Source organism: Anaerobacterium chartisolvens (assembly GCF_003337415.1).
Taxonomy (GTDB): domain Bacteria; phylum Bacillota; class Clostridia; order Acetivibrionales; family DSM-27016; genus Anaerobacterium; species Anaerobacterium chartisolvens.
On the sequence record NZ_QPJT01000011.1, the window covers coordinates 69,522 to 90,922 of the forward strand.

Annotated in this window: 11 protein-coding genes and 1 other annotated feature; all 11 genes read left to right on the forward strand. The window is 41.3% G+C overall.

Annotated elements, in window-relative coordinates:
• The first annotated feature begins 26 nt into the window (after positions 1-26).
• On the forward strand, positions 27-4,838 hold the full coding sequence (locus DFR58_RS10815; RefSeq protein WP_114297866.1) for an SDR family oxidoreductase: 4,812 nt from the start codon (positions 27-29) through the stop codon (positions 4,836-4,838).
• A 24-nt stretch (positions 4,839-4,862) separates the two neighbouring features.
• Positions 4,863-9,578, forward strand: a complete 4,716-nt coding sequence (locus tag DFR58_RS10820; RefSeq protein ID WP_114297867.1) for a type I polyketide synthase — start codon at positions 4,863-4,865, stop codon at positions 9,576-9,578.
• Positions 9,579-9,596: 18 nt separating this feature from the next.
• Positions 9,597-10,376: an electron transfer flavoprotein subunit beta/FixA family protein gene (locus DFR58_RS10825; RefSeq protein ID WP_114297868.1), complete on the forward strand. Its 780-nt coding sequence runs from the start codon at positions 9,597-9,599 to the stop codon at positions 10,374-10,376.
• 27 nt (positions 10,377-10,403) lie between these two features.
• Positions 10,404-11,609 (forward strand): electron transfer flavoprotein subunit alpha, encoded by a 1,206-nt coding sequence (locus DFR58_RS10830; protein WP_242987555.1) that lies wholly within the window; start codon positions 10,404-10,406, stop codon positions 11,607-11,609.
• 299 nt (positions 11,610-11,908) lie between these two features.
• Entirely contained in the window at positions 11,909-12,649 is a 741-nt protein-coding gene (locus tag DFR58_RS10835) for a Fic family protein (protein ID WP_114297869.1), read from the forward strand.
• Positions 12,650-12,987: 338 nt separating this feature from the next.
• Positions 12,988-13,218: a binding site (T-box leader), on the forward strand.
• A 103-nt stretch (positions 13,219-13,321) separates the two neighbouring features.
• A complete protein-coding gene (locus tag DFR58_RS10840; RefSeq protein ID WP_114297870.1) occupies positions 13,322-14,902 on the forward strand; it encodes a 2-isopropylmalate synthase in 1,581 nt (526 codons plus the stop codon).
• 519 nt (positions 14,903-15,421) lie between these two features.
• Entirely contained in the window at positions 15,422-16,195 is a 774-nt protein-coding gene (locus DFR58_RS10845) for an enoyl-CoA hydratase/isomerase family protein (RefSeq protein ID WP_114297871.1), read from the forward strand.
• Positions 16,196-16,197: 2 nt separating this feature from the next.
• Positions 16,198-17,526, forward strand: coding sequence for an asparagine synthase C-terminal domain-containing protein (locus tag DFR58_RS10850; RefSeq protein WP_114297872.1), 1,329 nt, complete (start codon positions 16,198-16,200; stop codon positions 17,524-17,526).
• A gap of 94 nt (positions 17,527-17,620) precedes the next feature.
• A complete protein-coding gene (locus DFR58_RS10855; protein WP_114297873.1) occupies positions 17,621-18,823 on the forward strand; it encodes a type III PLP-dependent enzyme domain-containing protein in 1,203 nt (400 codons plus the stop codon).
• A gap of 36 nt (positions 18,824-18,859) precedes the next feature.
• A complete protein-coding gene (locus DFR58_RS10860; RefSeq protein ID WP_114297874.1) occupies positions 18,860-19,960 on the forward strand; it encodes an AMP-dependent synthetase in 1,101 nt (366 codons plus the stop codon).
• A 44-nt stretch (positions 19,961-20,004) separates the two neighbouring features.
• Positions 20,005-21,363 carry an aldehyde dehydrogenase family protein gene (locus DFR58_RS10865; RefSeq protein ID WP_170138124.1) on the forward strand — a complete coding sequence of 453 codons (1,359 nt, stop codon included), beginning with the start codon at positions 20,005-20,007 and terminating at the stop codon, positions 21,361-21,363.
• The last annotated feature ends 38 nt before the right edge of the window (positions 21,364-21,401 follow it).

The window sequence follows — 21,401 nt, forward strand, 5'->3', positions numbered from 1 at the left end:
ATGGATTGGAGCTATGGTATAACATCATGAAAAAGGATTTATTGAATGTTAAAAATTTGAGCTTTTCAAAGGACAGTGATAGTAGCGGTTCCATAACCCAAATTACCAGAAGGGATATAGCCATTATAGGCATGTCCGGGAAATTCGGAGGTACTGCGGACTATAATGAGTTCTGGGACGCCATAAGATCGGGAGGCAGTCTGGTGAGGGAGTTCCCCGAGGCAAGGAAAGGGCATGTGGATCAGTATTACCGCAATAAGGGAGCCGGTGACGGGTACAGCAAGGAGTATTTTCTCGGAGCTTACTTTGACAGGATAGATGAGTTTGATTACAGGCATTTTTCACTTTCTCCAAAGGAAGCGGAATTGATGGACCCTCATCAAAGAATATTTTTGCAAACCGCGTGGAATGCCATAGAGGATTCGGGCTACGGAGGCAATAAAATAAAGGGCACTAGGACGGGCATATTTGTCGGGTATAGCGCGGATTTCGGGGAGGATTACAGGGAAATCATCAGGACAAATGACCCCGCGGCTCTTGAGCTTTCTGTTGTGCCCAACTTAAGGAGCATTATCGCAAGCAGAATTGCCTATATTCTCGATTTGACAGGCCCGTCGATGGTTGTTGACACGGCATGTTCATCTTCTCTCATGGCTATACATCTTGCGTGCAAAGCACTGCAGCAAAATGAATGTGATATGGCAATAGCGGGGGGCATTCGGCTGTTGCTTATTCCCACCAAGAAGGATGACGAGTTAAGAATAGGGCTGGAAAAAATACTGGGGGTTGAATCGGACTCGGGACATGCAAGGACATTTGACGAAACCTCCGACGGGACGGGGCTGGGGGAAGGTGCGGGTGCGCTCATGCTCAAGCCTTTAAGCAATGCAATTGAGGATAACGATCAAATATATGCCGTAATTAAAGGCTCCGCCGTAAATCAGGACGGTGCTTCGGTGGGAATAACCGCGCCTAATTCCGAGGCGCAGTCCAAGGTTATAATAAGCGCATGGAAGGATGCAGGTGTGAAGCCTGAAACTATTTCCTATGTGGAGGCACACGGAACGGGTACAAATCTGGGAGATCCTATTGAGATTAACGGGCTGCAAAGAGCATTCAGAAGGTTTACCGGCAAAAGGCAGTTCTGCGGAATAGGCTCTCTTAAGACAAACATAGGGCATCTGGATAACGCGGCAGGCACAGCGGGTATTTTCAAGGCGGTATTGTCATTAATCCACCGCGAGCTTCCGCCAAGCCTCAATTTCAATTATCCAAACAAAAAAATTAATTTTGTCGATTCTCCCATTTTTGTAAACGACGTATTAAGGAAATGGGAGGCCGCCAATTATCCGAGACGCTGCGGAGTCAGCGCGTTCGGGCTTAGCGGAACAAACTGCCATATAATATTGGAGGAGGCGCCGGAAGGCAGCGGCAATGCCGCGGAAGAAGCAAGGGGCTATAAAATATTGACAATATCCGCGTCCGGCAAGGAGGCATTAATTGATTTAATCTCCGGCTATAAGGCGTTCCTTGCATCCGGCAGGCAAATAGATATAGATTCCCTGTGCTATACCGCAAATACGGGAAGAGGGCATTATATATACAGACTGGCATTGATTGTGTCCGGCAAGGAGGATTTGCTTGCAAAGCTTGAAAGGATAAGCGATCCTGAAAGCATGGCTGATGACACATGTATAATGTACAAGGAGCACAGAGTTGTCGCAGAGGACTCTCTTGTTACAGGCGACGGGGAGATCACCGAAAGCAATAAGAGTCTGCTGACATCCAGGGTGGAAGAGTATATCCTGCGGATGGAGGGCGAAGACTTTGATGCGGAAGCCTTTAATACAATTGATAATTTATCGCGGTTATGCAGTCTGTATGTTGACGGAGCGGATGTCGATTGGGAGAAATATTATTTAAAGCAGGGCAGAGACATAAAGAAAATGTCAATTCCGGCGTATCCTTTTGTAAAAAGGCAATGCTGGGTTAAAACATCGGATAAAATCAAAAACAGAAAGGCATTTTACAAAAAAGAAATTGACATGCCTCTTATAGATAATTTGAAGATAAGCATGAATGACTTCTTTGTGTATGAAACAAGGTTCAGTGTTGAAAATAACTGGGTACTGAGCGAGCACAAGATATTAGGGCAGTATTTGGCTCCGGGAACCACATACATTGAAATGATAAGGGAAATAATCCGCTGTCACTATAATGACGCCGGCTTTGAGATTTTGGGGCTTACCTTCTTAAGCCCTATGACAGTTAAGCCCGGAGAAGCGAGGGACGTACACACAGTTTTGCAGGGCAGGGGAAATGCTTTGGAATTTACCGTATCAAGCAAGCCGGAATACAGCGGTGCGTCTGTCGTCCATGCCGCCGGAAAAATCAATCTTTCACCAAATAAAGCGGGGAGGAATTCTCCCAATATTGAAAAGATGAAGGACTCATTAAAGGAATTAAGCATGGACAGTATAATTCAGGTTGAAAGCAGCAGGAGTGATATTGAGGTTGGAGCGAGATGGGACTGTGCCAGAAAAATTTTTTCAGGGGACAAGGAGTATCTGGCATATATCGAGATACCGCGGCAGTATGAAAAGGATCTTGAAAGCTTCATTATTCATCCCTCGCTCATGGATTGTGCGGTAAATGTTTTAAATTCGGAAATAAGCAGTGAGCTATTCCTTCCATTTACATATAAGAGAATAAGGTTTTTTGAGCCGCTGCCAAAAGGCTTCTGGTGCTGCCTGAGGCGGAAGGAAAAGGGAAGCGGTGAAACCATTAGCTTTGACATTGACCTTGTAAGCAGTGATGGTAAGCTGCTGGCGGAAATAGAGGAATACACCATTAAAAAGGTCAACAGCCTGGATTTCGGGCCGGATAATCACCAGGACGGCAAGCTTTTCAAATTAGGCTGGAAGGAAGCAGACGCTATGGAGGAGCAAAGTGACTCTTCAAATTGCACCATTCTTTATTTCAAGGGACAGGACAATTTAAACAGCCGGATTTGTGATTTGCTTAGAAACAAAGGCGGCAATGTTATTGAGGTAGTTGAAGGAGAATGCTTCAAAAAGACCAATGAAAGCCTGTATGCCGCTAATTTCAGTGAAGCCGGATATAAGGAGCTGTTTGAACGGCTTAGCATAAATTCTGCGGACTATATTATCCACTCTCTGGCGGTTGACAGCCCGGTCGGCTATGAAACATCCGGGGAAATGGACTTATCTATGCATAAAAGCATTTTCAGCTTCTTTAATCTTATAAAGGCGGCAGTAAACGGAAGCATAAAGATAAATCGTAATATGGTGGTCATAAGTGATTATGCCTATGATATCAATTCCCATGACGATGGAGGGACCAAGCCTTTAAATGCCGCGCTGTTAGGGCTTGCCGAGGTTGCGTCAAATGAGTATTCAAATTTGAAGATAAAAGCCATAGATATAGACCGCAGAACCGATGCGGATGTAATTGCTGACGGTATTACCGGCAGAGGCGATATTTGTGTTACAGCGTACAGGAATAACATAAGGTATGTTAAGGAACTAAGGCCTGTGGATATAAACCGGTTTGAGGAAAGCAATTTTGAAATCAGGGAAAATGGAGTATATGTTATAACGGGGGGAACGGGAGCACTTGGATTAAGTGTCGCAAAATATCTTTCAAGTCTAGGTAAAATCAAGCTTTGTCTTGTAAGCCGCTCAGAATTCCCTCCGAGAGAAGAGTGGGAGAGCATTGCGGAAAAAGAGAACGCAGGTGCCGGGGCAATGAGGTATGCACTAAAGATTGCCGCTATAGCCGATATTGAGAGAAACGGCAGCAGGGTATATTTAATCAGTGCCGATGTTGCCAATGAGGAATCAATATCACGGGCTATAAGCAGCATAAGGGATGACCATGGAAAGATAAACGGAGTTGTTCATGCAGCCGGAGTAGCGGGCAAGGGCTTCTTATTCAACAAGGAGGACGGGGCATTCAGAGAGGTTGTAGGCCCTAAAATAACAGGCACCTGGATGCTGGATAAGCTTTGCAGAGAGGATAATATGGATTTCATGCTTTTATTCTCATCAATATCGGCATTCATGGGTGAAATGGGACAGGGAGATTATTCGGCTGCAAACGCCTATATGGATTCCTTTGCTGCCGCAAGAAGCAGGAAGGGATATAAGACTGTGTCCATAAACTGGCCTGCATGGAAGGAAATTGGGATGGCCTTCGATTTTGATATTGATTTTGACAAAGAGATATTTATTCCGATTGAAACCCAAAAGGCTTTATCCGTTATGGGTAAGGTGCTGGAAAGAAAAATTGATTCAATAATTCCCACAGCCATTGACTATAAGAATCTGGAGCAGATAAGGTACAAGCTGCCCTTTACTCTGCCGGCAAGGACAGAGCAGGCAATGAGGAAGCCCAAGACCTCCGGCAGTGCCGCTGTGGGCTTCGCCGGTGAAAGCATATCCGTAATAATAAAGGGAAGGCCGGCAGAAAAGATTACCGTCACAGAGAAAGCTGTGGCAAGGATTTGGTCGGCAATACTGGGTTTGGATGAAGTAAACATAAATGACAAGTTTCAAAGCTTAGGCGGTGATTCCATACTTGCTACGGAATTGCTGAAGGCTATGGAATCGGACTTTCCAGGAATGATTGACATAGCCGATGTGTTTTCATACCCCACAATAGCGTCAATGGCGGCTTACATAGACGGCATAAACGAGTGTGAAGGCCGCACTGAAGAGGGCAATAGCGGCCCCTTGACCATGGAGGATATTTTTATCAGGCTTGAGGAGGGAGAAATAACTCCTGAAGAGGCAGACAAATTAATCAGCAAATTATAAATATGATAAAAGGGGAAGTGAACCATGGAACAAATAAAAAAGTTTATTTATGAAAAAATTGCCAATAAAGAGCTGTCACATGAGCGGGCCAAAGAAATGCTCATGGAGCTGCAGGACAAAAATACAGGCTCTGATGAACCAATTGCTATCATTGGCGCAGATGGAAGATTTGCAAATGCCGACAATCTGGAGGATTTTTGGACTAACCTAAGAAACGGATTGAATTGTATAGGGGATTTTCCGACAGAAAGAATAAAGGACTCAATCACTCATCTGTATTCCAATCCCTGCTATTGTGAGTTTGTGGAAGGCGGGCCCATTGATGAGAAGGACTATTATAATAAGGGCATTTATGCAAAGGGGTCTTACTTAAATGAAATTGATAAGTTTGACGCAGACTTTTTTGACATCCCCCCGAGAGAAGCAAAGTATATGGACCCTCACCAAAGGGTGTTTTTGGAGGTTGCTTTCGGGGCCATTGAAAACGCCGGCTATAGCAGGAAAAAAATTGCAGGGACAAAAACGGGGGTGTTTCTGGGAAAGGAAAACACCAATATATCCTTTTATAAAAATATGTCCAAGGCCGACGCGCTCCAGCTTACCGGATCGTGGGAAAGCATTACCGTAAGCAGGCTCAATTATTTTCTCAATTTAAAGGGCCCCGCCATGATGATTGACGCCGCATGTTCGTCGGGACTTATATCGGTTCATATGGCTTGTGAATCCATTCATAGGGGAGAATGTGATATGGCGGTTGCGGGAGGCATCTGCCTGAATATTCTGGCGCCTCAGGATGTTCACAAGGATGGGAAGGATTTGAGTTCAGTCGAGGCCACAGACTTTTTAGTTAAGACCTTTGATAAAAATGCCGGAGGCACAGTATGGGGGGAAGGAGTGGGGATCGTTCTGCTTAAGCCTCTGAGCAAGGCTGTTAAGGACAGGGATAATATTCATGCCGTTATTAAGTCGAGCGTAATAAACAACGACGGAACCTCAAGCGGAATAATAGCCCCGGATGCCGCATCTCAGGAGGAGCTTATAATTAAGGCATGGGAAAAGGCAAAAATCAGGCCTGAAACAATAAGCTATATCGAAGCACACGGTACGGGAACCGTGCTGGGCGATCCTATTGAGTTCAAGGGCCTTACAAATGCCTTCAGACGCCATACAAAAAATAAGCAGTTCTGCGGCATCGGCTCTTTAAAGACAAGCCTTGGGCATCTTGTAGCGGCGTCGGGCATGGCTTCGCTGTTTAAGGTGGTTTTTGCATTGAAAAATGCACAGATCCCTCCGTCAATAAACTTTAATTACCCAAACCCGTATATCAATTTCTGTGACAGCCCATTGTATATAACCGACAGGCTGACGGAATGGAATAAGCAGGATGACCCAAGAAGGGCGGGAATAAGCTCATTTGGCTTTAGCGGGACAAACTGCCATGTTATTCTTGAGGAATATATAAAGCCGCAAGAGGAAGAGCAGGAAAAAGCCACCTTGAATTGCCTGACTATCTCGGCTAAAAATGAAAACTCCGCAATTAATTTTGTTGATAAATACAGGGATTTTGTTAATAAAAGCGGGAATATTTCATTGGAGGATATGTGCTACAGCGCCAACACGGGAAAGGATCATTACGCTCACAGGCTTGCCGTTATTTTCAGTGACAGGGAGGAGCTTGTAAGTAAGCTGGATTCCATTATAAGCAGCGGACTTGGCTCAATAAAGGCGGAGGATTGCTATTATCAGGCCCATAAAATCATTTCAAAAAAATCAGGCGCGGCTTCGGAGGGGTATATTGACGAGACAGAGCAGCAGGAGCTTACAGACATGGCGGACAGGCTTATAAAGGAGCATATCAATGACGGCAATGCCGGGGACGGGCTGAGGCAATTATGCAAATTATACATAAAGGGTGCAGACATTGATTGGGACAAGATGTATTTGGGGCAGCAACGCTGTCTAATAAGCGTACCCAATTATCCAATGGACAGAACAAGGCATTGGACAGAGTCCAAGGTGTCCAAAATAAAGAGCCGGCAGCTTGGGGAAAGGCTTACTCATCCCCTTGTTGAGCACCGCCTTATAAATTCGATAGACGAAAGCATATACTCCACAGAATTTGCCGTTGATAAGCACTGGGTGTTAAGTGACCATAAAATAATGAACAACTGTGTGATACCCGGAACTACGTATCTGGAAATGGCCAGAGCAGCCGCTTCATTTACCACAGGCTCAGACAGACTGGAGCTAAGGGATGTATTTTTTATAACTCCGCTTATGGTTGATGAAGGCGACTCTGTAAAGGTTCATACTGTAATCAGGCATATCAGGGACGATAAATACGGCTTTACTATTGCAAGCTTATCCGATAAGGAAGAGGAAGGCCGGTGGCTTAAGAATTGTGAAGGTACTATTTTAGTGCTTGAAGAGGATGACGCAGGGATTTGCAGCCTGGATGAAATCAAGGCAAGCAGTGCTGAGGTGGCAGATTACAGCGGCAAGGGGCAGGAGAATACCTTCGGTGTTTTTTCATTCGGACAAAGATGGGCTAATGTTGTAACGGCATATCACGGTGATAATGAGGCACTGGTTGAATTGGTGCTGGCTGATGACATTGCGGCAGACTTAGATACATTAGAGCTTCACCCCGGAATGCTGGACAATGCAATGAACTATATGAGCCAAAGCAGTGAGAATAATACCTATCTTCCATTTACATATAAGAGCTTTAAGAGCTTCGCTCCTATGGAAAAGAGGACATACAGCCATATAAGAAGGAAGGCCGGTAAGACAGAAAATGCCGAAACCGTTAACTTTGACATAACACTTTTAAGTGAAAATGGAGCTGTATTATGTGAGGTTACCGATTATGTCATCAAAAGGGTTGATAATGTAGGCGCGGCAATTTCTGCCGGTTCGGACAGCAAAATAGATTACTTTGAAATGATTTGGGAGCAGACGGCCCTTGCCCAAAGCCATGAATTAAATTCCGGGGACAGCATTTTGATATTTAAAGGAGCTTGTAATGCCGCGGACAGTGTCGTAAATAAATTAAGACAAAGCTTTAAGCTGGTAGAGGTGGAGTATGGCGGCGGGTTTGAACGGGTGGCCGACGATAAATATATGGTGGGTGACAGTGACGGGGATTACCAAAGGCTGTTTAACGAATTAAAGGACTACCGCTTTAACAGAATCATACACTCCTTTGCATGGAACGGCAATGAGGTAGAGACGGCAGGGGATCTAAAGCATGAGCAGAGCCTTGGAGTGTACAGCATGTACCATTTGGTCAGGGCTGCGGTTGCAAGCAAGATCAAGCCTGTGAACGGAATAACCGTTCTGGCCGACTATGTCAATGAGGTGGATGGCAGCGAGGAGACAATAAAGCCTCATAACGCTGCATTATTCGGAATTTCGAAGGTTGTCGGGCTGGAATATGAGCATTTGGGATGTAAACTGATTGACGTGGATGGTGTGACCGATGCCGGCAGCATAGTAAATGAAATATTGGCAGACGACGGCAGCAGCATTGTTTCATTGAGGAATAACAAACGCTATATGGAAAAGCTGGCTGCTATAGAAAAGGAGCAGCTAGAGCAAAAGCCCTTGGAGCTTAAAGAAAACGGAGTCTATGTTATAACAGGCGGTACGGGAGGCTTGGGGCTTGCGATGGCGCGGTATATTGCATCACAGGCTAAAGCAAGGCTTTGCCTTGTAAGCAGGACTAAGACGGCTGACAGGCAGCATTGGAAAAGCATTTCAGAGGGCGGCAGCTCAAAGGAGGCCGCAAAAATAAAAGAGCTGTGTCAATTGGAAGAGGCAGGCTCTCAGGTGTTTTGCTATAGCGCAAGCGTTTATGACGAAGGCGGAATGAAAGAGGTCATAGCTTCAATTATCGGCGAGCACGGAGGCATAGACGGAATTATACATTGTGCGGGTGTTGCCGGAAACGGGTTTATTATAAACAGGAATGAGGATGTGTTTGCCGGTGTTATTGAACCTAAAACAACGGGAACACTGCTGTTGGATATTTTGACACGGGAGGCAAAGCCGGAATTTTTTGTACTGTTCTCAACAATAACCTCCCTTACCGGTGATCCGGGGCAGGGGGATTATACCGCTGCCGGCTGCTATATGGACTCCTTCAGCTTCTGCCGCAATAAAAGGGGTATGAGGACTGTAACAATAAACTGGCCCATCTGGTCTGAAACGGGAATGGCGGTTGAGTATGGGGCAACTGATGATTACACAATATTCAAGTCTCTGGATAATCAGAGAGCCTTTGAGGCCTTCAGCGTTATAGCGGGCTCATCAAAATGCCGTGTTATACCCGGTAAGATAAATTATAAATATCTGGCTGTCAGAAAGGATTCCATTACCTTCAATATGGAGGACTCGATAAGAAAGGCTTTATCGAAGGAGGTAAGGAGAATGGAGAAGGACAGTCAGCAAAGCGGAGGCAGAAAGGTTGTCGAGGTCAGCATAACGGGAAAGCCAATGGAGGAATTGACTGAAATTGAGAGGGTGCTGATACAGATTTGGGCGCAGGTTTTGGATGTCGGCAAGCTTGATGTATACGATGATTTCCAGACGGTAGGCGGAGATTCCATTCTCACCGCTGAGCTTCTTAAAGCCATTAATGATGAATATCCTGACGTAATGGATATATCGGATATTTACTATTACAACACCATAGTATCAATGGCGGAATATATAGATGGAATTATAAACAGCAGGTAGCGGGGGAGTGATCCGAACTTGAATATAATAGTATGCGTTAAGCAGGTACCCAATCCTGAAAATGCAAATTTTAATGAAAAAAGCAATACCGTTATGAGAGAAGGCGTAAAAGCCATAATCAACCCTTTGGATTTAAACGCTATCGAGGAAGCGTTAAGGCTCAGAGATAAAACGGGAGGCAGGGTAACGGCTTTAAGCATGGGGATACCGGAGGCTTCACAGCTTCTTAAGGAGGCTGTGGGCATGGGGGTTGATGAAGCTGTTCTTTTAAGTGATCCATTGTTTGCCGGAGCAGATACCCTTGCAACCTCCTATACCTTATCGAAGGGTGTGCAGAAAAAAGGCAATTATCACTTGATAATATGCGGAAAGCAATCTATAGACGGAGATACGGCACAGGTAGGGCCAAGCCTTGCAGAAAAGCTGGGCATACCTCATATAACCTGTGTTGATAAGATTGAAGAAACGGGCGAGGGCTTCATAAAGTGCAGGAGAATAGCTGATGAAGGCTATGAAATAGTACAAATGAAATTGCCCGGACTGATAACGGTTGTAAAGGGAATAAATGAGCCGAGGCTGCCCACGCTAAAGGGGATTATGAGGTCAAAAAAGGCTGAAATTCCCATATGGAATTGTGAGGATATAGGCGCTGATGCCGGGCAATGCGGATTTTCCGGCTCACCCACGAAGGTTTTTAAGTCCTTTGTGCCTGACCGCAGGGTGGACAGCAGGATAATTGCGGGAAGTCCTGAGGAGCAGGCGGCAATTCTTTTAGAGGAACTGAAAAAAGCTTTGTAAGGGGTATTAATATATTTATATTTGCGGGTGATTGATGTGAACAGTATAAGGATATTACATGATAAATGCACTAAATGCGGAATATGTATAAAGAAGTGCCTGTATAACGCCATTGACCTTACCGATAATAAAATAGAAGTCAACGGCAATTGCAATTATTGCGGCTCATGCAGGGAAGCGTGCAGGCATGGGGCAATATCAATAGAGCGGGCGGGTGTGCTTCAAGCCAATGACATTACCGCTTTTAAGGGTGTGTGGGTCTTTGCCGAGCAAAAAAGCGGGGTGCTGGGCAGTGCGGTTATTGAGTTGCTGGGAGAAGGCGGGAGGCTGGCTGAAGCTCTGGGCGTGGAGCTGTCCGCCGTGCTTGTCGGCCATAATGTAGGCCCTATGGTTGAAGCCCTGTCGGCCTATGGCGCCGATAGGGTGTACATAGTAGATAATCCCAGGCTTGAGAACTATAACGACGAGCTGTATTCCGCGGTGGTATGCGATATTATTTCAAGGTATATGCCTGAAATATTTCTTATCGCATCTACATCCATAGGGTGCTCGCTTGCGCCCAGAATGGCTTCAAGGCTAGGCACAGGCTTAACCGCGGACTGTGTAAGCCTTGACATTGATATTGAGAGTCGCAGATTAATCCAAACAAGGCCTGCCTTTGGGGGAAACCTTATGGCAAGCATTATTTGCCCTTACCACCGACCACAGATGTGTACCATAAAGCCGAGGGTTATGAAGGCTGTTTCGCCGGACTATTTAAGGCGCGCGGAGGTTATTGCCCCACGCGTTGTCATACCCGGCGCGGTTAATGCGTCCGTTATTGATATTATAAAGGATGCGGGGCAAAGGGTAAATTTATCCGAGGCCGATATTATTGTATCGGCAGGCAGGGGAATGGAAGAGCCCCGGAACCTGGAAATGATATATGAGCTTGCCGGAGTCCTGGGTGCTTCTGTGGGGGGCTCAAGGGCAATTGTTGATGCGGGGTGGCTTGACTACCGCTGCCAGATAGGGCAGACGGGAAAGACCGTCAGACCCAAGGTTTATTTCGCATGTGGAATTTCGGGCGCCATTCAGCATTTAGCGGGCATTACCGCCTCAAAGCTCATAGTGGCAATAAACAGTGATCCCGATGCCCCTATATTCAAGGTGTCCCATTTAGGCATAGTGGGGGATGTGAAAAAGATAATTCCCGCGTTTATTAACGAGTTTAATAAAGGGGGCGGGCTTTAGAGCCTGAGCCACCCGAACCTGCACGGCCAAATCCAACAGCCTGTTTAAAATCATATATTATTTGATATGTATTCGGTATATGTATCAAATTAAATTTTGTCAATAAATTTATTCTATATATTTAGCAATAAAGATTTTACATGGAGGATATAGCTTGATGTAAGCAATTATATCCTCCATGTTTGTAAAATCTTTATTGCATCCTATATAATACAAATTTCTAATTAATGTTAGAAAATTAACAGAAACTATAGTATGATGGATATGGTAAATATTAAAAAGCGGGCAGAGGTATAGTTATGGATTTTAATAAATTATTGGAAAAGAAAAAAAGGTATGATGAGGGAAAAGACAAGCTCAGTGAAGTGACTGTTACATCATATAAGGAGGCATTTTTGCTGGAATTTACTCATAATTCCACAGCCATTGAAGGAAATACCCTTACGCTTATGGAAACAAAGGTTGTATTGGAGGACGGGATCTCTATCGGCGGGAAATCACTTAGGGAGATATATGAAATTGTTAATCACAAAAAAGCCTTTAGCTATGTGCTGCAATGTATAAAAGAAGGGCGTTTGCTTGATGAGAGAATTGTTAAAGAAATTCATGCAATTGTTATGGAGAACATTATGGTGGGCGGCATATATCGGAATGAAGAAGTATTTATCAGCGGAGCCGGACACACACCACCCGCACGAAATGAAATGTATAGCCAGATAAAGGACTTTTTCTCACAGATGCCGATTAAGAAAGGCTTGAATGCAATTGAGCTTGCTGCTTGGACTCACGCCGAGTTTGTAAGAATTCATCCGTTTCTTGACGGCAACGGCAGAACATCAAGGCTTATCCTGAATTACCAGCTTATGATAAATGGCTTTTTGCCTGTCTCAATAGCAAAGGAAAGCCGTTTGGATTACTATAATGCTCTTGACAAATTCGCCTCGGAAGGAATTCTGGATGATTTTTCTGGGATGATTGGGAGTTTGGAAGAAGCGGAGCTTGATAAATATATTTATCTTATAGACCGGCAAACTCAGTGACATCAAATTCCAAAATTTTAGCGTTTCAAGCATGAAGATTTTTTTTAAGAAAGAATTTGCCGGATGAAAGCCCCTTTTAAATTGCATTTTCGGGGGATATTCTTTTCTATTAATGTAGTGGTATTAATGTAGGGGCAGACCTATGTGTCTGCCCTCAAATTCCTGTACGGTTCGTGTTTGTGGGTAATTCAGGGCAGACACGCAGGTCTGCCCCTACGATTTCTATAGCGTCTTTATTTCTTTAAACTATTCTCTGTTATATATATGTGTTAAATAATAGAATAAAAAAATGTTCTTGACAAATGCAATAAAAAACCATATAATAGAAATCAATATCAAGAAAAGTGATGATTGGAGATATTAGAAATCCATAATCTTTCAGAGAGCCGGTGGGTGGTGTGAATCGGCAGCATTAGGGGTTTTGAACTGGTCCATGAACTGCAGCCTGACTTTTACAGTAGGGTGAGCCGGATTTCTACCGTTAAAGGGATAGATGGTGTTAGCTGTCGAAAAAGTGGATTCATTTTGGATCAATTTGAGTGGTACCGCGAGTAAGCCTCGTCTCTAAGTTATAGAGATGAGGCTTTTTTGATGGCCGGATTCCGGGTTCGGCCATCAAACGTTAATTATATATTTTATTGCTTTTAAAAATTTAATGAGGAGGATGGGTTTATGAGCAGAAGAATACTGGTGCTTGACACCACATTAAGGGATGGGGAACAGGTTCCCGGGGCAAAGCTGAATTTGTATGAAAAGCTGGAGATTGCGCAGCAGCTTAAGGCTCTTAACGTAGATATTATAGAAGCGGGCTTTCCTTCTTCTTCAGCCGGAGATTTCAATGCGGTAAGCGAAATAGCTAAGGCTGTGGGTGACGGGCCTATGATAACGGCCTTGAGCAGAGCTGTAAGAAGTGATATAGATTCTGTGTACCAAAGTGTAAGGTGGGCCGAAAGGCCGTTGATTCATATTGTTCTCGGTGCTTCGGACGTTCATGTCGAAAAGAAGTTCGGCAAATCAAAGGACGATATTCTGAGCATGGGAGTGGAAGCGGTAAAGTATGCCAAATCATTGCTTCCTGATGTGCAATATTCAACTGAGGACGCGTCAAGGGCGGATTTTGAATACCTGTGGAAGACCGTTGAGGCGGTGGTAAAGGCGGGTGCCACAATGATTAATATTCCCGATACCGTGGGCTATGCGGTGCCGGAGGAATTTGGCGAGCTGGTTAAAAGGATAAACTACAGGCTGAAAAATTTAAATGACAGGGTGATACTCAGCGTACACTGCCATAACGATACCGGGCTGGCAACGGCAAACACCCTGGCTGCCGTCAAAAATGGGGCCGACAAAATAGAGTGTACAATAAACGGGCTGGGCGAAAGAGCGGGAAATTGTGCTCTTGAGGAGGCTGTCATGGGAATAAGGCTGCGGCCTGACTACTATGGGGCACACACAGGCATAATTACAAAGGAAATTTATAAAACCTCAAGAATGGTGAGCAATATTACCGGACTGGATGTGCAGGTTAATAAAGCCCTTACCGGAGATAACGCCTTTGCCCATTCCTCGGGAATACATCAGGACGGACTTCTTAAGTCAAAGGATGTTTATGAAATAATCAGCCCCGAGGATGTGGGGGTAGAGGGAATGGAGCTTGTGCTTACCGCACGCTCGGGCAGACATGCGTTTAAGGATACGGTAAGCAGGATGGGATATGAGGCTCAAAATGAAAAGGATTTTGAGGAGCTGTTTTCAAAGTTTCTGCAGCTTGCCGATACTAAAAAAGAGGTTTACAATCACGATGTCTATTATTTAATAGATAAGCATAACAGGGATAAGTCGGAGGGAGGCATGAGAGCAAGCAGCCTTGAGAAGCTTGGCTTGTGTGAGCTGCTTTCCTTTCAGGTAGTAAGCAACGATATTTTCCCCACTGCCACAGTCAAAATAAAAAAGGGAGGGGAAATATTTAAGCAGAGCGCTGTCGGAGATGGGCCTATTGACGCGCTTTATACCGCCATAAAGGATGTTGCGGGAATGGACGTTTCATTAAAGGAGTATAAGATAAGCAGTATGTCAAGAGGAAAGGAAGCCCTTGGAAGGGTCAATATAAAAATATGCTGCGACGGAAAGGTCTATACAGCACGGGCTATAGATACCGATATTATCAAGGCAAGCGCACTTGCACTTATAAACGGTATAAATACATTTATACTGGATAAGGCGGGAACGGAAAAAGACAAAACCGACAAATAAATGTGAAAAATGATCCTCGTTTTAAAGCTTTTGATGATATGTGCAAGGGGAGCAGACCTTTAAGTCTGCTCCTGAAAGAATTTGCACGGGATATGGTGAAAACAGCTTGACAGCTTGGGTCTTTTTTGTTGCAGCATACTTATTGTCGTGTACCGAATATTGGTAATTCTCTTTGCATTTACATTGTTTCGACATTTCAGCAATAACCTTACATCTAATTTTTAGCCTTTCAATAGTGACGATATAGTAATATTAAAAAGCAAGAAAAAAACCAAAAATATTACAAATTATTTGACAATCTTTGGTCTAATATGTTATTATTAATCAAAATGTTATTAATAGTTACTTTTAGAAAGTGCTTAGATCCAGCTACACTCAAACTTTGTCGGAAAAGCCCTTAGTAAAATATATTTAAATTTATGAAGATTAGGTCACAGCCTTATTAATTATTATTTATTGCAGATGAGAGTTATACATCAAACAATATATGTTTAAAAGATTAAAAGGAGATGTGAGTTTATGCAAAATGCAGTAAATAGTCAGCTTGTTATTGAGACAATAAAAAATGGGGTATTAACAGTTCAATTTAATCATGCCCATTACAATAATCCATTTAGTGATGCACTGGAAAGTGCAGTATCTTACAGTCTAACTAAGGCTGAGGAGAATCCCGATGTTAAGGCAGTTATAATTACAGGAGGGATAGATCGCTCTTTCAGTGTAGGCGGAGACTTTAATGAGGTTAAGGAGCTGAAAGGTGGAAAGGAAGTTGAGGAATGGATTGACGGTGTTGTTGGCCTTTATATTTCTTCCCTCAGACTAACGAAGCCTACTATAGCCGCTGTAGATAAGTACGCAATAGGGATAGGATTCCAATTAGCTCTGACATGTGACTGGAGAATAGCCACAGAAAGGTGTCAGTTTATAATGCCTGAGCTTAAACATGGTATTGCTTGTACATTAGGACAGTATATGCTTGAAAAGTCACTTGGAAGAGCAGCAATGATGGAGATCATATATGATTCTGAAGCAATTTCAATAGAAAGATGCTTTAAATATGGGTTGATTAATAAAGTTACGAAGGTAGAAGACTTACTTGAGGAATCCCAAAAGCTAGCCGAAAGATTGGCGAATTATCCTGAAGTGCCTTTTGGAAAAACTAAAAAGGTTATAAACGAATCATATATCAAAGGATTACAGGATGTTATGGAAAATACAAAAGCTGTGCATAGGGCATCGTTTGGAGCAGGACATGCTCAAAAATTTATGAAAAAAATTGTAGGTGAAAAATAATAATGAGTAAGTACTTAAACAGTTTTGCCATATCAGCGCAGAAACTCAATGGAGGAATAAAAGGCTTAGCAGAGGAATGCTTAGGTAAGTCTTTTGTTGGGTATTTTCCAGATAATAATAAATTTAAATCAAATAATGAATGCTTTTACATTTCGTTTGAAAGCATGAGCAATCTTCCATCCGAACAAAATTATATAGCTATTAAGGACTGCGAGTTGTCTGTTGTTGGAAGTGATATGAATACACAGGCAATTTATTATATTTGTTTGCCTGAAAAAAAATGCTTTGTTGTTTTTAATGATTTATTATTGGCTAAAAACATATTGAAATCTTTGGAACTAGAAGCAGCATATGATTTAGAAAAATACGCAACAAATTTAGAGTTTTTTAAATATGTAAACAGACTATATGCCGGCGAAAGAATTGATATTAAAAATAACGGTGAGCAATTAGCATTTAACAAGGCTTCTTTTTCCAATATACTTCTTCAAAATGAACAGGAGTTAACAATTGAACAGTCAAAAAACAGCTTTTATAATGTATTGTTTGATTCAACCAATATACTGACCCAAGGGGCCAACGATATCTATATTACACTATCAGGCGGTATTGATTCAGGAACTGTAGCTTATATCTTAAAAGAACTTGGTAAAAAGGTTTATGCTTTTACTTTAGGAACTGATTGGTCTGATGAATATGAAGAAGCAAAGCAGACGGCAGCCTACTTGGGGATACCACTTGAAAAAATCCATTTAAGTATTAGTGAAATAACTAAGGAAGTCCCTAATGTAATAAGATATTTTGGGTTTATAAACAATGTATCTATAGAAATAGCCTTGGTTGCATTTTGCTTATATAAGAAAATAGCAGGCAATAAAAAAGATAATATGTTATTTGCTTCCGGATATGGCTCTGATCTTTTAAATGCAGGTATATTTTCTCCGTTTGATAATTATAGCCAGCTAACAGCAGAAATAACTGCTAACCTTAGAAAGACTCAAGTATCAAATGAATTTTGCAACTTGTCAGCTCTTGATATGGGAATTATGCCTGTTCATCCGTTTTGGAAGACCGAAGTTATACTGGAAGCATTAAAGGTGCCTAGTAAATATAAGGTGGTTGATGGAAAGGATAAGTACTATTTTAGGAGCATAATGGAATCCAAATTGCCTCACTCAATAGCTTGGCGAATTAAGAAAGGTGCACATCAGGGAACAGGACTTACATCATATTTATGTAAAGCAATCGAAGAAGAATTTAAGCTTAGATCAAAGAATGAGGATACTTATAAAAATATTATAAAGAGATACCATAAAGAGATTTTTTGCTGAATTTGGATGTGTAGACAACTCGTTATAAGCCGATAAAATAGCTTTACTACCATATAATTGGACAAAGAGTTCAAACAAGGAATGGTAATTTAACATGTTGAAAGAGAGTATAAAAGAGCAGATCTTAATCAAAGTAAAAGGTGAAGCCTTTAAAAAGCATCCTTTTTTTTACCTGTATGATTTAAGTAATATTACTAGTAAACTTGAACTGCTAAATACTTATGCTGCCGATAATATATCTTTGTATTACGCAATGAAGGCTAATAGCAACTTTGAAATTTTAGAACTTATCAAAAAGCATCCGAATGTAAAAGGAGTAGAGATCGCTTCGTCAGGTGAATTAGATATTGCACTTAGTCATTTTAAACCACTTCAGGTTATATATACCGGGCCAGGCAAAAGACCCTATGAGCTTGAGCTTTCATTAAATAATAAGATTCGGTTCCTAAGTGCTGAGTCATTGACAGAAGTGTATCGTATCAGTGAACTGATTGAGATACATAACTTGGGAAAGGCTGATATTCTAATTAGAATTAATCCTAATTATGATATAAAGAATTCACTCAAAAAAATGGGGGGAATCTCTTCTAAAATGGGAATTGATGAAGACAGGATTATTGATGTTTTAGAGGAGGTTTTAAAATTTAAAAATATCAATGTGGCTGGAGTTCATGTTTTTGCAGCAAGCGGAATTATTGAGCATAAGGATCTGTTAGAATATGTAGAGTATATTTTTAGACTGGTTTCAAAAATAGAGAGCATATGCAACAGAGAGTTTAAGATTATTGACTTTGGCGGCGGTTTTGGGATTGATTATTCGTGCGCAAATAAAAAATTTAATGTTGAAGCATTCTTTAATCATTTAAAAATGCTGGTAGATAATTTCCAATATAATAATAAGGAGCTGGTATTGGAGTTAGGCAGGTTTATTACTGCAGAAGCAGGCTATTATATATCACAAATAATTGATATAAAAGAATCCAAGGGGAAAAAACATATTATTATAGGCGGAGGTATTAATCACATAAGATTAATAAGAAAACACCCAATAAACATTATACCTATGGGCAATCGCTTAATATATGATAAGCAGCCTGCTGTAAAGGATGAATTTGTTGAAATAGAAGGCCCTCTTTGCTTTGGAGAGGATAAGATTGATGAGGATATTTTTATAAAGGAAGCAAACATAGGTGATTTAGTTGTTATCTCGCATGTTGGAGCTTACGGATATAATGTAGCTTCTTTGGAGTTCTTGTGTCATCCTAAGCCAAATGAATATGTTTGCTGTAATGCTTAATAAGAATTTATAAATTAATTATAAGGGGAACTTTATATGGAAAAGAAGACTGTTTACCAATTAAATGATGAATATTTAAAACGAATTTTAAGCATCCATTTTGATAGGAATAACGGATCTCCGTATTGGTTGGAAAAGGCTAAAGAGAAAAATATAGATGTTTTGAGTGAAATAAATTCATTTGAGGTATTTAAGGATTTGTTTGCTTTTAAAACAAGAAATGAGATGGCTGAATATGAAGATGATTTAAGAACGAGACAGCTCGAAGACTTTATACCTAGAAGTGTAAAGAAGAAAGCTCCCTGGATTTGGGCTTCTGAAACAGGAGGTACAACCGGTATTGCGAAGCGTGGGACATGGGGAAGTCAATACTGGGATGATATTTTAGATTTCTCGAATGAGTTTTTAGATTTGCATGGGGTTCCTAAAAATGAGAACTGGCTTTTTATAGGTCCAACCGGACCGCATACAACTGGAAGGTTATTGATTTCTATTGCAGAAAATAGAGGTGGAATGATTTATTGCATTGATATGGACCCTAGAATTGTAAGGCTTTATCTTGCAGAAGGCAATGAAAAAGCTGTTCAAAGATATGTTGAGCATTTGTGGGAGCAGGTTGTTCCAATAATTAAATATCAGAATATAGGAGTTGTATTCTGTACTGCAAGTTTACTTGAGCTATTACCGCAATATGTAGATGTTTCTCTCTTTGAAAAGGTTAAGGCTGTTACTCATGCCGGTCTAGCCATGTCCAGAGATACATATAAATTTTTAAAAGAGGATCTTTTCCCGAACAAGCCTGTTGTAGGAATTTATGGAACGTCTGTTTCTGGTATTTCATTTCAAAAGCCCTATGAAAAGGAAGATGACTACAGGATTATTTATATACCATCCCAGCCGTTTATTTCTCTGGAGGCTATAAATGAAGACGGAACATTAGCTGATTACGACAAGCAAGGGGATGTGCGCTGTTTTAGATTTACTGAGGATTCTATTATACCAGGCTTCATTGAAAGGGATAAAGGAATAAGAATAAAACCTTTTGGGAAAGTAGCAGATAGGTACAATTGGGATTGGATTTGTGATATTCAAAGCCCGGCTTCGTTATCAGGGCAGAAGATGGAAGGAGTATACTAATGATTTGTATTCCTGCTGTTTTAAATAACGATTATATTTACACAATGGAGAAGGATGATATAGTATCAGTCAATAATAGACTAATTGCTCAATCATCTGTTTTTCCCATTATTAGGCTCAGCCAGGTTAAAAAGCATGGAGAAGAATGCTTTAAAAACTTCCAATCAATACCGATCAGGAATGTATTGGATGATCTTAAAAAAGCTGCAGAAGTTTTTAAAAAAATGGAGTTTGAAATTGGAAACATTAAGATAAACAAGAGTGATTATGTAAGGCTGGTTTCTGAAAGTACCGGACTGACGCCTGTTATTGTAAAGAGCGAAATAAATGAAATCGCAGATATTTTATATAACATGGAAGATATATTGAAGGTACAGATTCCGGGAAATATTGATGATGCATTAGATAAAAGGCTGTATTTCAATCATAATAGTTGCATAGGATATTATCCTGCAGGGAAGACATTAGCAATCAAGCTTCCGGGGAATATTCCAACTATTTGCCTTTATTGGTTAATACCATTTGCACAAAAAAGGCCGGTATTTTTGATACCGCCAAAAGAAGACCTGTTTACACATTTTTTGTTGGTGGAGGCTATAAAAAAGGTTAATCCGGTTCTTGCCTCTTTTATTACCTTTTTGCCGTGCAAAAATCAGTTTCAGTCGAATTTATTTAATATTTCTGACCAGATAATGGTTCCTGAAAGTGCAATGTCTTTGATGAAAAATTCAGAGGATTTACTTTGTAAAACTTATTTTATTCATTATGGACGCAGTAAGTTTCTGATAACAGATAGCTATAAATCTGAGTTTGCAGATATGTTATTCCGTAAGATGACATGGAATAACGGCAGAACCTGTACCGGTTTAACCTCTGTAATTACTACAAACAATGCAGAAGCAATTGCGAATGATTTGTCGATGAAAATAATCATGAATATTGAACAAAATACTGAGGAAATGGTTCCCGCATTTTCACTTGAAAAAGCAAAGCTATTAAATGACATGATAGAAGAATTTGTGTCAAGAGGCGAGGCTGTTGATGTTACTTCGAAAATAAGAAATAAGTCTCGGCTAATTGAAGTCAATAATAAAGGAATACTTTATCCTACGGTATTGTTAATAAAGAATAAAAAAAGTAAGGTCTTCGGCTTGGAATTGCCGTTTCCATTTGTATCCATTATTCAGTTGGAAGACGAGGATGAAATTATTGAATACTCAAAAAACACTTTAATACTGAGTGTTATATCGGGAAATGATAACCTAATCAATGATTTGTGTTACGAAAAGAGTATATTGAAAGTGTTTTCCGGAGTGAATATAGAAAGAGGCTATAATTATTTTGATCCTCATGAAGGCTATATTCTCGATTATTTGAATCAAAAAAAGGCTGTATTGCTTTAGAAAAAAAAGCTAGGTTTTTTATAATTAAGGTATAAAAT